10 protein-coding genes are annotated in these 14191 nt (G+C 63.0%); 1 reads left to right on the top strand and 9 read right to left on the bottom strand.

Features of this window, described 5'->3' with window-relative positions; genetic code table 11:
* Positions 1-74 precede the first annotated feature (74 nt).
* From ACJJVH_RS21595 to ACJJVH_RS21555, 9 genes are all read right to left on the bottom strand, one after another.
* Complete coding sequence (locus ACJJVH_RS21595; RefSeq protein ID WP_412066091.1) at positions 75-1019, bottom strand: isoaspartyl peptidase/L-asparaginase family protein; 945 nt, start codon at positions 1017-1019, stop codon at positions 75-77.
* 89 nt (positions 1020-1108) lie between these two features.
* Entirely contained in the window at positions 1109-2647 is a 1539-nt protein-coding gene (locus ACJJVH_RS21590) for a hydantoinase/oxoprolinase N-terminal domain-containing protein (protein ID WP_412066090.1), read from the bottom strand.
* Positions 2644-3720, bottom strand: a complete 1077-nt coding sequence (locus ACJJVH_RS21585; protein WP_112799470.1) for a DUF917 domain-containing protein — start codon at positions 3718-3720, stop codon at positions 2644-2646. Before ACJJVH_RS21585 ends, ACJJVH_RS21590 begins: the two co-directional genes overlap by 4 nt.
* 70 nt (positions 3721-3790) lie before the next feature.
* Positions 3791-5386 (bottom strand): ABC transporter substrate-binding protein, encoded by a 1596-nt coding sequence (locus ACJJVH_RS21580; RefSeq protein ID WP_412066089.1) that lies wholly within the window; start codon positions 5384-5386, stop codon positions 3791-3793.
* A 41-nt stretch (positions 5387-5427) separates the two neighbouring features.
* Entirely contained in the window at positions 5428-6561 is a 1134-nt protein-coding gene (locus tag ACJJVH_RS21575; RefSeq protein WP_412066088.1) for a DUF917 domain-containing protein, read from the bottom strand.
* Positions 6554-8110 carry a hydantoinase/oxoprolinase family protein gene (locus ACJJVH_RS21570; protein ID WP_112799464.1) on the bottom strand — a complete coding sequence of 519 codons (1557 nt, stop codon included), beginning with the start codon at positions 8108-8110 and terminating at the stop codon, positions 6554-6556. The genes ACJJVH_RS21575 and ACJJVH_RS21570 overlap by 8 nt, the downstream gene beginning before the upstream one ends.
* Positions 8111-8127: 17 nt before the next feature.
* Positions 8128-9774 (bottom strand): ABC transporter ATP-binding protein, encoded by a 1647-nt coding sequence (locus ACJJVH_RS21565; RefSeq protein ID WP_113384353.1) that lies wholly within the window; start codon positions 9772-9774, stop codon positions 8128-8130.
* A 3-nt stretch (positions 9775-9777) separates the two neighbouring features.
* Complete coding sequence (locus ACJJVH_RS21560; protein WP_112799461.1) at positions 9778-10659, bottom strand: ABC transporter permease; 882 nt, start codon at positions 10657-10659, stop codon at positions 9778-9780.
* Positions 10659-11687, bottom strand: coding sequence for an ABC transporter permease (locus ACJJVH_RS21555; protein WP_412066087.1), 1029 nt, complete (start codon positions 11685-11687; stop codon positions 10659-10661). Before ACJJVH_RS21555 ends, ACJJVH_RS21560 begins: the two co-directional genes overlap by 1 nt.
* A 136-nt stretch (positions 11688-11823) precedes the next feature.
* Here ACJJVH_RS21555 and ACJJVH_RS21550 point away from each other — a divergent pair, with 136 nt between their 5' ends.
* Positions 11824-14178, top strand: a complete 2355-nt coding sequence (locus ACJJVH_RS21550) for a response regulator transcription factor (protein ID WP_112799457.1) — start codon at positions 11824-11826, stop codon at positions 14176-14178.
* The last annotated feature ends 13 nt before the right edge of the window (positions 14179-14191 follow it).

Raw genomic sequence — 14191 nt, 5'->3', positions numbered from 1 at the left:
ACCATTGCAAGGACGAAATGCAGCGACATGCCCCATCGGACGCTTGAGCTACGGCTTCGCGCCTGAGGCTTCCGTCACAGATCGATTTCGTGGACCTGCTCATGGGTGGCAACGAAAGCCTTGCCTTCGGGTGTCACCCAGCCGCGAAACATTCCCGGTGTATTGTAGGGCGCAACGGCCACGCCCTCGGCGTCTATGGCCACCAGTCCCGCGCCGATCTGATAGGGCGCCAGATCCCGGTGGACGAGGCCATCCGTCGCAGCCGCTATATCCTGCCGCAGATAGGCCATGCGAGACGCGATCTCGTGCCCGACGACGTAGCGGATGAAGAATTCGCCCTTCCCCGTGCCGGAAACGGCACAGACGCCATCGCGCGCATACGTGCCGGCGCCGATGACGGGGCTGTCGCCCACGCGCCCGTCGGGCTTGTTGGTATAGCCGCCCGTCGATGTCGCCGCGGCGAGATGGCCGGCGGCATCGAGCGCCACGGCGCCGACCGTGCCGTGTTTTTCGTTTTCGGTCGCTTCCGTTCCGGCAGCGGCATGGCGTCTCATCGCCTCCAGCGCCTCGACCCGCTTCTGCGTGTTGAAATAGGATTGCGGCTCGACCTGCAGGCCCTTGGCTTCGGCAAAGCGATCGGCGGCGGGACCGGTCATGTAGACGGCGCGACCATCCTCCATCAGAGCGCGAGCCGCCTTGATCGGATTGCGGATCGCCCGCGAAGCGCTGATGGCGCCCGCCTCCAGCGTCGCGCCGTCCATGATCGAGGCATCGAGTTCGTGTACCCCGTTCTCATTGAGCGCGGCGCCATGACCGGCGTTGAAATGAGGACTATCCTCCATGACCACGACGGCGGCCTCGACCGCGTCCAGCGCGCTGCCGCCGGCCTTCAGCCGCGCATAGCCTGCACGCAGGGCAGCAGCCAGGTCGCGGCGCGCGCCCTCCCATTCCTGTGGTGTCATGCTGTCTTCCGGCATGACGCCGCAACCACCATGAATAGCCAGCGCAATTTTCGTCATTTCCCGCTCCGTTTCGGCGTCGGCATACCGCTCTTGCCGATTGCCGCTCCCATGAATGACGCACGATCCATCCGGTCGGGCGCGTTATATCAATCGAAGGCGATATCGCCGATGACCCTTACCCTTACACGACGCGCGCCGCCGGGCAGATAGGCGATCGGGATGTCCTCGACTTCGAGTGTCTTCAGGCTGGCGCGGCTGGCGCCAGAAGCGACGGCGGCATCCTGCGCCTCCGTCTCCGCACGGGCGATGGCCTCGTCACGGCTCAATCCCGAGAACACCTGATCGACCTCGCCGGAAACTTGCGCCATCGCGGCACCGAGCGCATTGGCAACGCCGGCATTCTCGACGCGGAGCACTTCCGAAGCGCCCGCGATCTTCTCGGGGATCAGGAAAGCGCCGCCGCCGACGGCGATCAGCGGCACGTCCTGCGCCGAAGTCTTCATCTGGTCGAAACTATCCGCGACCATGTCGCGGATTCGCCCCAGGCTTGCCTTGACGAAAGCCGGATCGAGGTCTCGCACGCGATCTTTGTCCCCCATCTCGATCAGGCCGGCGGCGACCGCGACATCCGACGTGGTGAGCGTGTTGCCGCCGAACACGCGTGCCTCCGTCAAGATACGGTAGCCGACCGAACGCGGCCCGATCCTGCCGGTTTCCGGATCGATGATCGTTCCGCCGCCAAGGGCGATCGGCAGGAGATCCGGCATGCGGAACAATGTCCGCACACCGCCTATATGAACGATATTGTTCGCCTCGCGCGGAAAGCCGCCGACAAGGCAGCCGATATCCGAAGTCGTGCCGCCGACATCGACGACCATGGCGTCGCTCAAGCCTGTCAGGAAGGCGGCGCCGCGCATCGAATTCGTCGGACCTGAGGCAAAGCTGTGTACCGGATTTGCCGCGGCGACATCCGCCAGCGCGACCGTGCCGTCATTCTGCGTCAGGTAGAATGGCGCGGCAACGCCGGCCTCGCGCAACGCATCCGAAAAAGCCTGCACCGTCGTCTTGCCGAGCGACTGCAGCGCCGCATTGAGCAACGCGACGTTCTCGCGCTCGAGCAACCCTATGCGCCCAAGCGTATGCGACAGGGTAATCCTGGCATCGGGGATTACCGAGCGAACGATCTCGGCCGCCTTGACTTCGCATTCGGTCGTCAGCGGTGAAAAGGTCGCCGATATCGCGATCGACGTGATGCCGGCATCGCGAATCTTCGTGGCGGCTTCGCGGATCTCGTCGGGGATCATGGGCACGAGCGGGCTGCCATCATATTCATGGCCGCCATGAACCATGAATATGAGTGGATCCACTGCTGCCCGCAGATCCTGCGGCCAATCGCACATCGGCGGCAGCGAGGAACCGGTCGGCAGCGCGACACGGATCGCCGCCACCCTCTCCAGCCGCGCCCGCTCGACGACGGCGTTGGTAAAATGCGTGGTGCCGATCATGACCGCGTCGATCGGTCGGCCGGATGCGCCGGCATGGCCGGCCACATGGCTCAGCGCCGCCTTCACGCCCGACATGACGTCCTGCGTCGTGGGAACCTTGATGGAGGCGATGATCTTCTCACCGTCGATCAGGACAGCATCCGTGTTGGTGCCGCCGACGTCAATACCGATGCGTTTCATGCGAATACCGATCTGAAATCAATGTCATAGCCGAAAGCGCGGGGACCGACGGCGGCGATCCCCGCAGGAGAGGTCAAAAGCTCGGGAGCCGGCAAGGCAACGACGGTCACGCGTTGGCCATAACGCACCGATTCCGTGCCGATCGCGCTGCCCGAAATCGTATCGAGAAGGCATAGAAGATCGGGCGTCATCGCCACAGGCTCGCCATCGCGGAAGGCGACGGCCCATTCGTTCTGGAAGGCCAGTTCCATGCGCGCGCCCTTGTCGGCATCGATCCCTTCGATGACCGTGCGCCCGCGGAGAAAGCCGCCGGTGGTTTCGCGCGCCACGTCGATCACCTTGCCGCGGAACAATTGCTTGCCGCCTTCATGATCGAGGACCGCCTTGACCGGATCGTCATGACGCGCGCGCGCCTCGATAACGGTGCGGCCGAGTTCCGTCGCCTTGGTAATGGTGTAGTGAATGCCCCACTCCTTCACCTCGCGGCCGGTACGCGGCGCCTTGCAGGTGGCGGCCGTAGAACCGACTTCGGTGCAGACCTTGCGTGAAATCCGCTCCATCCATTTCCAGGAAGCGGCCTTGGTGACGATGACCTCATTGTCACGCACATCGACCAAGGAGAGCGGATACATCGGCAGGTTGCCGATGGCGAAGGAGGTCATCTGCGCCTCGGGATAGGCGCGCCCCATCGCATCGGCGTTGACCACCGGACGGCCCAGTATCGCGGCGGCCAGAAAGGAGGAAAGTGCGTTCGAGCCGCCGATCTCGACGCTCATGATCGCGCGGAACGGCTTTCCAAGATAATCCTCCATCACCTCGACGGCCCGGGCAAGATGCACGGGATCGCCGAGACGCTCCTGACCCACCAGCGGCGCGCCCATCTTCGAGACGACGGCAACCATATCGTCATCGTCGAGCGCCATCGGGTCCATCACCTGGACACGACGGCCTTCGGCATAGAGCCTGCGAAGGTTGAGGGTCGAAATATAGGGATTGCCACCGCCGCCGGTTCCCAGAATCCAGGCTCCCGTCGCGAGCGGCTCGATATTTTCTTCGGAGAATTCCTGAAGCATGTTTCACCTTCGGCAATAGCTCTCCCGACCCCAGGCTTGGGGCCGGGCCCATTCGTCCTGCGTGCGAAAATCAGTTCGCCTTGCAGTCCCAATGGAAATTCGAGAAGTTCAGATCCCAGCTCTGCATGGGAATGAACTCATAACCCTGGAGGCATTTGCTCGCCGCGTAGCGCCGGTTCGGCGCCACGGCCCACACATCCGGCTGCAGCTCGGCAAGCTTTGTCTGCAACGTCTTGTAGGTGGCGTTCTGCTCCTTGAGGTCGGTCGTCGCCCTCGCTTTGTCGATCAGGGCATCGACCTCCGGATTCTGCAGCCATTCCATCGACATCCAGGTGCCGGAAGCCTTGGAGTGATACTGGTTATAGAAAATCGCGTCCGGCGACGGATAGTTGGGCGAGATGTTGACCTGTGTCGACGCCGGAGTGGTCTCCGGCTTGGAGGAAAGCTCGACGATGCGGTTCCAGGGCTCGGGCTTGATGTCGAGCGTGATGCCGATCTGCTCGAGATTGGCCTGCATCAGCAGCGCCACTTCGGATTCGAAGGCAAGCGAGGCGACATAGCTGTTGACCAACGTGATCTTCTGGCCCGCATATTTCGACTTTGCCAGTTCTTCCTTCGCCTTTTCGAGGTCGAAGACTCCCGGCTGGATATCGTCGTTATGAGCGTCCTTGAATACGGTCGAAAGCGGACCGGTCATGTCGAAGCCCGGATAGATTGCCTCCTGAATGGTCTTGTAATCGGTGGCATAGGCGATCGCGCGCCGCACATGCACATCGTCCGTCGGGTAGACCTTGGTGTTCAGCTTGATGACGAAGCCGCCGGCCGTAGCCGTCTGGAGCAGCTTGTAACCAGGCATCTTGCCGATCGTCTCATAGGTATCGTTGCCGAGGCCGTGCGAGGAAAGGCCGAGTTCGCCCTTTTCGGCAAGTGCCTTGACGGTGGCATCGTCGCTCGTCTGGATGAAGCGTACTTCGTCGATCGGCGTTCCCTTGGTCCATCCGAGAAAATAATCGGGATTGCGCGCGATCACCATGTCGGCGGAGCGATTGTAGCTGACGAGCTTATAAGGACCCGAGCCGGCGGAATGCTCGCCGACGTAGGCTTCGCCCCATTTGTCGTCCGGCTTGCTGTTTGCCTCAATCAGCTTCTCGTTCAGCGCCATCATCAGCGGCGTCACCGCCATGAACGGCGAGAACTGCCGGTCAAGCTTGACGATGACGGTCTTTTCGTCGGGTGCGGTGACATTGCCGGGCTGCACGAGACCGACGACGAGGTTCGAAGGCCCCTTGTTGATGCCGATCAGGCGACGGATCGACCAGACGAAGTCGGACGCCTTGACGGGGGTCCCGTCCTGGAACTTGGCATCGTCGCGAAGATGGAAGGTATAGGTCAGGCCGTCCTGGGATATCTCCCAGGATTTCGCCAGATGGGGCACGATCTCGCCCGCGGGACTGACGGTCGTCAGGGCGTCATACATGTTCACGATGGCCATGTAGCCGGTATAGTCCGTGACCTTCGCCGGATCGAGCGAGCTGAAGATCTGCATCGTGTTGACGGCGATCGACACCTTGTCGGCTGCCGACGCCGTAACCGAAGTCAGCGGCAACGCCATGGCGCTGCCGAGCAGTAACGCCGAGAGACGCAGACTTTTGGAACCCATCTTCATTCAAGTTCTCCTCTTGGATGCGGGAACTGCCCCGCTTATGATCACGCTGCCTTGCGCCCGGGAGCCGGCAGCGGCGAATAGGTGATGTCGGGATAGCCGAAGGCCGACGGACCGACGACGTCGAGCGCACGCGCGCTGCGGAGCAGCTCGTGGCAGGGGATGGCGACGACGGCGACGCGCTGGCCGTAGCGCAGCATTTCGGTGGTGATCGGATAGCCGGTGTCGACATCGAGCAGAACGATCAGGTCCGGCACGGACACCTCGACCACGCCATCACGGCGGAAGATCAGGAATTCGTTCTGGATCGCGACGCTTGCCGTCTGGCCGTTGCAATCGTCGAAGCCCGCGAGCTCCATGTCGCCGACCGCAAAGCCGCCTCGCAGGTGGCGCTTGAGGTCGGTGATCTTGCCGTTGAAGATACGCCGGCCGCCTTCGAGGGCGCAGACCGCCGCAATCGGGTCTTCCTGTGCCTTGCGCGCACGGATCACCGCCTCGCCGAGCGCGATCGCCTTGGTGAAGCTTTTCGGGATACCGTATTGATGGACGTAATAGGCCTGCATGGGCGCCGTCGCCAGCATGGCGCCGCCGCCCTGCGCGACCACGCAGGCGCGCGCCATGCGCTCGTGCCAGACTTCCGATACGGCGTGGCTGAAGATCACGGCATTGCCATGCAGATCGCACATGACCGACGGCGTCGAGCTATGGCCGTAGATCGAAAAGGTCGTCATCTGCATTTCGGGGAAGGCTCGGCCCATCCCGTCGCAATCGAGGATGGGCAGGCCGCCGAGAGCGGCGGTGACGAGCGGGTTCATCGAATTTGCGCCGCCGATCTCCTCGCAGACGATGGCGTCGATCGGCGTACGGATGAGCTCTTCCATGGCGCGCAGGCAGCGCAGGCCCTCGCGCCCCTCGCGGATGCGCTCGACGCCGACGACGGGTGCGCCGATGCCGCCGATGGACATGCACAGGGCATCCGGTTCTATGGCGTCTGTCGCAAGAACCTTCATCTCGTAGCCGGCCTTCATCGCCTCGAGCACGAGAAGCTTGCCCTGATAAGGGTTGCCGCCGCCGCCGGTGCCGAGAATGCCCGCTCCGATTTCCAGGGCGTCGAGATCCTCGGGCGTGAGCAGGCGCACAGCGGCGTCATCGTATTTCTGCTTGCGCGTCTCAGGCATGATGGCCTCCCATTTCACCGACGACTTTGACGTGAATGCGCGTGGCGTTGCCCGGCAGATAGGCAAGCGGCATGTCCTCACGCTCGATAACTTCCAGGGTTTCGGCAAGCGCACCGGCGGCGATCGCCTTGTCGCGGGCCTCGGCCTCGGCTTCGGCGAGCGCGCTTTCGCGCGTGCGCCCGTCCACGAGCGAGAAGACGCGATCCGTCTCGCCGCTGATCTGGGCAATGGCGGCGCCCACCGCATTCGCCACGGCAAAATTCTCCGGGCGGATGACGTCGAGATCGCCGATGCGGTCGGGCATCAGGATCGAGCCGCCGCCGACGGCGATGACCGGCACCGGAGACGAGGAAATCCGGCTTCGCTCGACGCACGCCTCAAGCATGGCGTTGATCTTTGCGACAGCGGCGGCGACGAGCGCGCGATCGAGATTGGCGACCAGCGCCTTCTCGCCGACATCGGCCTTGCCGGCGGCAACCGCGATATCGGTAGCGGTCAGGGTCGATCCGCCGAAGCAGAGCGCTTCCTTGCGCACGCGATAACCGACCGATTTCGGGCCGACAGCGATGCCTGTTTCACCCCTGACGACGAGCGAGCCACCGCCCAGCCCGATCGAAAAGACATCGGGCATGCGGAAGTTCGTGCGAACGCCGCCGATGTCGACGGTCGTCGACGCCTGACGCGGAAAGCCATGCGAGAGTGCGCCGACATCCGAGGTCGTGCCGCCGACGTCGACGACGACGGCATCCTTCAATCCGGTCAGGAATGCGGCACCACGCATGGAATTGGTCGGGCCGGAAGCAAAGGTCAGCACCGGAAAGGCCCGCACGACATCGGCGGCCATCAGCGTGCCGTCGTTCTGCGTGATGTAGAACGGGCATGGAATGCCGGCCGCCGCAAGCGCCTTGCCAAAAGCGGCAACGGTCCGATCCGCAAGGGAGAGAAGGCTCGCATTCATGATCGCGGCACTTTCACGCGCGAGCAGGCCGTGACGACCGATATCCTTCGACATGACCACCGGCAGGCCGGGGCAATGCTGCTGCAGGATTTCCTTGGCCCGCACTTCCATGACATCGTTGATGCCGCTGAAGACGCAGGTCACGGCCGCGGCCTTCAAGCCCTTCGCGCGGATTTCGCCGGCGATACGCACGATGGCGTCCTCATCGAGCGGCGAAAGCTCGCGCCCGTCGAACTCGTAGCCGCCCTTGACCTGATAGCCGTGATTGCCGACGATCTCACGCAGGTCGTCGGGCCAATCGACCATCGGCGGCAGGCCGGCGCCCGACGGCAGGCTCAGGCGGATGGCTGCAACCTCGTCCATGTGGCGGCGCTCGATCACCGCATTGGTGAAATGCGTGGTGCCGATCATGACGGCCGCGATGCGAGACCGATCGATGCCGGAGGCCTCTATGACCTTTTCCAACGCCTCGATCACGCCCGAAGTCACATCTTCGGTCGTCGAGGCCTTGACCCCGGCCAGAACGGTCTTTCCCTCCAGTACGACAGCATCCGTATTGGTGCCGCCGACGTCAATTCCAACGCGATACACGTCAGGCTCCTCTTCGATCAGTCTGTGGTTTTGACGAGGAAGCGCTTGCGCTCCTCCTCGGTCACGGCGGGCTTCAGGCGCTCCTCCTCGTCGGTAACGACGGGAATCGCGGCGATCAGCGCGCGTGTGTAGGGATGTTTCGGCATGGCGAAGACTTCTGGCGTCGGCCCCTCCTCGACGATCTCGCCGCGCAGCATGATCGCGATGCGCGAACAGAAATTGCGCATCAGCGACAGGTCGTGCGAGATCATCAGATAGGTGAGGCCGAGCTCCTCGCGCAGTTGCAGAAGCAGTTCGATCACGGTTTTCTGCACCGACACGTCAAGCGCCGCCGTAGGCTCGTCGAGGATCAGGATCCTCGGCTCGGCGGCAAGCGCGCGGGCAATCGCCACGCGCTGCTTCTGGCCGCCGGAAAGTTCATGCGGGTATTTTGCCAGATAGGATTGCGGCAGGCGCACGAGATCCATGAGCTGCTTCATCCGGGCCTCGCGAGCCGGACCATCCATGCCGATCGACTTCAAAGGCAGAGCCAGCGTTTGCTGGACGTTGCGCTTGGGATTGAGCGACGTGCCGGGATTCTGATAGACGATCTGCGTCAGCCGCTTGCCGCGGCCCGGTGCCGGCGCGTCGATGGTGACCTTGCCCGAAGTCGGGCGCGACAGGTCCATGATGATGCGGGCGACCGAGGTCTTGCCAGAGCCGGATTCGCCGGCCAACCCGAAGATTTCACCCTGGCGGAGCGTCAGGTTCACATCGCGGACGGCATGGAAGCCGGGTTTCCTGCCATAGACCTTGTTCAGCCCTTCGACCTTGACGATGGGCGCGCGGTCGCTCTGCGGCAGATCGTTGACGCGCTCGCCGTAAAGCGGCGGCACGGCTTCCAACAGCGCCTTGGTATAAGGCTGCTTCGGGCTGGTCAGAATCTCGCCGCACGGACCCGCCTCGACGATATCGCCGTGATGCATGACCACCACCCGGTCCGCGACCTTGCGCACGACACCGAGATTGTGGGTGATCATCAGGAGAGCCATGTTCTCCTCGACCACCAGCTGGTTGATCAGGTTCAGGATCTCGTCCTGCGTCGTCACGTCGAGCGCCGTGCCGGGTTCGTCGGCGATCAGCAGTTTCGGCTGGTGCAGCAGCGCAAGCCCGATCAGGACGCGCTGGCGCATGCCGCCCGACAGCTCCGAGGGATAGGCATTCATCACACGCTCGGCATCGGCAAGCTGCACGCGGCGCAACACCGCGGCGATTCGCGTACGACGCTCCGCCTTGGAAGAGCTGACACCATCGCGCTTGTCGGCAAAGCGCATGACGTCATCGAGATGCGTACCGATCCTGAACACCGGATTGAAGGACGAGAGCGGGTCCTGCATGATGAGGGAAAAGGCGGTACCCTTCAGCGCCTCGCGCTCCCTGCGCGGCATCGTCAGGACATCGCGCCCCGCGACCGAAATCGCGCCTGAGCCGATCGTGGCGTTTTTCGGCAAGGTGCCGATGATCGCCTTCGCCGTCACGGATTTGCCCGATCCCGTTTCGCCGATCAGCGCGACGCGCTCGCCGGCGGCGACGGAGAAAGCGATATCGCGCAACACCTGGCGGGTGCGGCCGTAGGTCGTGAACGAAACGTTGAGAGCCTCGATCTTGAGGAGCGGCTCGGTCATGTCTCAGCTCTCCACATCAAACATGTCACGCAAGCCATCGCCCAATAGATTGAAACCGAGCGTCACGTAGAAGACTGCAGCTCCTGGGCAAACGACTTCCCACCAATAATCGGGCATGAACTGGCGTCCATCGGCGACCATGGACCCAAGGTCCGGAATGGGCGGCTTCACGCCAAAACCGAGAAAGCTGAGCGTGGCGCCGAACAGGATGACGAATGCGGCATCAAGCGTCGTCTTGACCGAGATGACCGCGACGCAATTCGGCAGGATTTCGCGAAAGAGAATATGCATCGGCCCGGCGCCGGCGAGCCGCGCCGCCTCGATATAGTCCTCCGAAGCAATCGACTTGGAGACCGAATAGATCAGCCGCGCATGCCAGGTCCACCACAAAAGGGTAATGGCGATCATGGCGTTCATCAGCGTCGGCTCGAGCAGGTTGGACACGGCAAGCGCCATGACCAGCGGCGGCATCGCCAGCATGACATTCGTCAGACCGGTGATGATCTTCTCGACCCATCCGCCGAAATAGCCGGCGACAAGACCGAGAATAGTGCCGATCGGCACGGAAATGCCGAGAACGCCGATGACCAGCAGGAGCGATACGCGCAGGCCGAAGATCGTTCGGGAGAAGATGTCGCGGCCGACCTTGTCGGTGCCGAACCAATGGGCCGCATCGGGCGAAACGTGCCGGGCACGGAAATCGACCACAGCCCCCACATGCTTCGGATAAGGCGTCAGCCACGGCGCGAAGACCGCCAGCACGACGACCGAAATCAGGATCAGCGTGCCGATCACCGCAGCCGGATTGCGGCTGAAGCGATACCACATCATGTAACCCGTGCTCAGTCCGCGATCGGACGCATCAAGCATCTTCATATCGGCCATCAGCGTGCCTCCTTACGCCGCAGGCGCGGGTCAATGATCGAGATCAGGACGTCCACGACCAGATTCGCAACGATGAAAAACAGGCCGGCGACCAGCACGACGGCGGTAACGGCATTGAGATCCTTTTGCAGGATGGCGTTGAGACCGTAGGAGGCAAAACCGCCCCAGGCGAAGACCATCTCGATGACGAAGGCATTGCCGATCAGCGATGCGAATTCGAGGCCCATGATCGTCAACGGTGCGATCGACGACAGCTTGAGCAGATAGCGGAAGATGATGACCCGCTCCGGCACACCGAAGCTCTGCAGGGTCAGGACATGGTCCTTGCGCTGGTTCTCCAGCATGGAGGAGCGGGTAATGCGGGTAATCTGCCCGATGCCGGCCATGGCCAGCGCAAAGGCCGGCAATAGCAGGTGCTGGAGAGCGTCCACGAACACATCAAGACGCCCGGCCAGCAGGCCGTCGATCAAAAGGAATCCCGTAGGACCCTCCTGGAAGCCCAAAGAGTGGTCGAGGCGGCCGATGATCGGCCAGTTCGGCAAACAGCGGGCCGCAAGCAACTGCAGGCTGATCGCAAAGAGGAAGCTCGGAATGGTGACGCCGGTCAGCGACAGGATGCGGCCGATATGATCCAGCGCGCGATCCTTGAAATGCGCGGTGATGACGCCGAGCGGGACGGCTACCACGAACATGAAGATCACGGAGACGAGCACGAGCTCCACGGTAGCCGGCACCGTCTGCTCGAGATCGGTCGTGACCGGACGCTGCGACACCAGCGACATTCCCAGATCGCCATGCAGTGCGTTGCCGACATAATCGACGTATTGCACCAGAAGCGGCTTATCCAGACCCATCTGGACGCGCAGCGCATCGACCTGCTCCTGCGTCGCTGCCGGGCCGAGGGCCATGCGCGCGGGATCTCCGGGCACGACCCGCGCCAACGCGAAAATCATGATGGAGAGCGCGATCATGACCAGCATGAAAGCACCGAGCCGCGTCAGGATCGCGACCAACGGGTGTTGCTGCATCGATGGGAGGTTCCTTGTTCGCCAGCTAACTGACGGACAACAATCCCCATCTGGGGAAGACGGGCAACCGGCCGAAGGTATAGTTTTTTTGCCTTATGGTATAGGTTATTTTTCGAAATGCCCTTACAACCGCCGCATGGACAGCCTGATACCCCGCCCCCGCCTTTGCCGCCGCATCGCTGCTGAACGAGCCGGCGTGATCTTCCTGCGCGCGCCGGCCGGCGCGGGGAAAACCACCGTCCTGTCGATGGCCGCCAAGACGATGGGCAGACAGGTCTGCGGCCTGCAGCAGCCGCGCATGAGCGACGTCGAGGACGGATGGCTTTTCTGGGATGTGCCGGTTTCGGCGCGCTCGGCGCGCCTTTCCGCCCAGCTGGTCGAAACCATCGACGTTCTGGTCATCGCCTGTCGCCCCGATCAGCGCATCAGCGGGCTGGCGCGGCTCATCCTTCATCGAGGCTCCGCCACGCTCGGCGCCGAAGATCTGACGTTTTCCCCGGAGGAGCTGCACGACCTGCCCGCCGATGAGGCCGGTTGTTTCATGAAGGAACTCGCCGGCTGGCCCGCGTTCCTGTCGTTGACGCATCTGCAGGACCCGCGGCTGTGCATCGACTATCTGCGCGAAAATTTTCTGGGGCACCTTTCTCCGGGGAAGACGGCGTCCCTGTCGATCTGGCTTGAGACGCCTTCCCCGGCCTCGGCGGCGGAGTGGACAGGATTATTGCCGCCCCTGCTCGCCAGGTCTCCCGATGAACATCCGCAGCTTCTGACGCTTCTGGCCGTCGCCGTGCGCGAACGTCTGGCGAGCTTCGAGACGACCGTCGCGGTGATCGAGGTCGCCGCCGCCTTCGAGCGGGCGGGGCGGGCGCTTGCCGCCATGTCCCTGCTGCTCGATCATGGACACGAGGCCCATGCGGCACAAATTCTCGAACGCGCCCGCGGCCTGGAATTGATCTACCGGAACAGCCTCGAAACCTTCCGCGATATCATCATGCGGTTTTCCCACGAGATGATCGCAACCAACGAAGTCGTGCTTTTCGCCCTGGCCCGCACGCTCCTGAAGCTCGGGGAACTGCAGCGGGTGCGCCATCTTGTCGGCAAGCATTTGGGATCGGACTATCTCGATCCGCTCAAGGTGCTGCTGCGCGGATCGCGCTTTTCCTTTGCGGCCCGAACCTTCAGGCTCAATCTGATGATCTCCGAGGACCTGGTGCCGACCGACGCCATGATCACGCGCTTGGGCGAATTCATGGCGGATTATCCGATGGGCGACCACGGCAAATGGGCCGCCTATTACAATGCGCTGCTGGAATTCGAGATTCGCCGCCGCAATTTCCGCGAGGCGGAAGCCGCCGCTGCCCGGGCCCTGATCTATCTCGGCCATATGGGCGGCCAGCCGCTGCTGGAGTTTTTCATCCACCTGCATCAGACCGTGCTGCGCCTGATGAGCGGCGACGCGCTCTTTGCCCGCCGCGCGGCGCAGGAGGCCCGGCAGAAACTGGAGCAGGTGCCGCACGCGGCGGAGGCGGAATTTCGCATGCTGCGGCTCGCGGAAGCCTGCCTTGCCTATGAGGCCGGCCAACCCCGCAATTTGCTGCAATTCGTTCAAGGCGAATTCGATAGTTTCGCCGCCGCCGAAATCTGGCCGAGCCTGATGCAGTTCGCCCTTCATTATGCGTCGCAGGTGCTGGCGGACCACTTTCCGATGGTCATCAGGCCGGGCTTTCTCGACGGGCTCTGGATCCACCTGTCGGAGGGCCTGCAGTTTCACGCCATGATGGAAATCCGCACGGCCATCGCCTACCAGAACGCCAATCGCTGGAGCGATGCGGCAGCCACGCTTTCCGCGGTCCGCATGCGCATCGGCCGCAACTGGGTCGAAAGCGCCGACGAGGAGCTGACGCGCCTGACCAGGAGGGATGAAATATCCTACGCCATGGCGTGGCTGCGCGACTCCGTGCGTCTTTCGACACCGCGTCCCTATCTCTCGCGCCAGATCGATGCGCTCATCGCCAACCCGAAAGTCACCAACCGCGAGAAGGTCGCGCTGCAGCTGTGGCAGAGCTATGCCGCCTATCAGCGCCGCGACAATGCCGCGACGCGGACGCATCTGTTATCGGCGCTCGAGGGCGCCACGCGCCTCGGCTGCAATGGCGTGCTCTCCGAGGAGCGGATCTTTTTCTCGCCTCTTCTCAAGAACCAGCGCATCCGCAGCTTCATCGAAACCTCCTCGGATGTCCGTTCCGCTCTTTCGCTCTTTGCCGCCTCGGTGAACTCGCCGCAGGCGAAGGCATTGCAGGGCGGCCTGTCGCAGCGCGAGGTGCAGATGGTTCAGCTGATTGCCAGCGGCATGTCGAACAAGCGCATCGCCCTCACCCTTAACGTTTCCGAAGTGACGGTAAAATTCCATCTCGGGAATCTGTTCCGGAAGCTGGGCTGCCATCGCCGGGCTGAGGCGATCCGGGCGGCAACGGCGCTCGGTTGGCTCTGAAACTTCGAAACGC

Source organism: Rhizobium sp. SYY.PMSO, from assembly GCF_046840415.1.
Lineage (GTDB): Bacteria > Pseudomonadota > Alphaproteobacteria > Rhizobiales > Rhizobiaceae > Rhizobium.
Note: the sequence above shows the minus strand (reverse complement) of the source record. Positions and strands in the feature narration are given on the sequence as shown.

Coding starts and splice junctions, on each gene's coding strand:
- ACJJVH_RS21595 (WP_412066091.1), bottom strand. CDS start 1,019: ATGACGAAAATTGCGCTGGCTATTCATGGTGGTTGCGGCGTCATGCCG.
- ACJJVH_RS21590 (WP_412066090.1), bottom strand. CDS start 2,647: ATGAAACGCATCGGTATTGACGTCGGCGGCACCAACACGGATGCTGTC.
- ACJJVH_RS21585 (WP_112799470.1), bottom strand. CDS start 3,720: ATGCTTCAGGAATTCTCCGAAGAAAATATCGAGCCGCTCGCGACGGGA.
- ACJJVH_RS21580 (WP_412066089.1), bottom strand. CDS start 5,386: ATGAAGATGGGTTCCAAAAGTCTGCGTCTCTCGGCGTTACTGCTCGGC.
- ACJJVH_RS21575 (WP_412066088.1), bottom strand. CDS start 6,561: ATGCCTGAGACGCGCAAGCAGAAATACGATGACGCCGCTGTGCGCCTG.
- ACJJVH_RS21565 (WP_113384353.1), bottom strand. CDS start 9,774: ATGACCGAGCCGCTCCTCAAGATCGAGGCTCTCAACGTTTCGTTCACG.
- ACJJVH_RS21560 (WP_112799461.1), bottom strand. CDS start 10,659: ATGGCCGATATGAAGATGCTTGATGCGTCCGATCGCGGACTGAGCACG.
- ACJJVH_RS21555 (WP_412066087.1), bottom strand. CDS start 11,687: ATGCAGCAACACCCGTTGGTCGCGATCCTGACGCGGCTCGGTGCTTTC.
- ACJJVH_RS21550 (WP_112799457.1), top strand. CDS start 11,824: ATGGACAGCCTGATACCCCGCCCCCGCCTTTGCCGCCGCATCGCTGCT.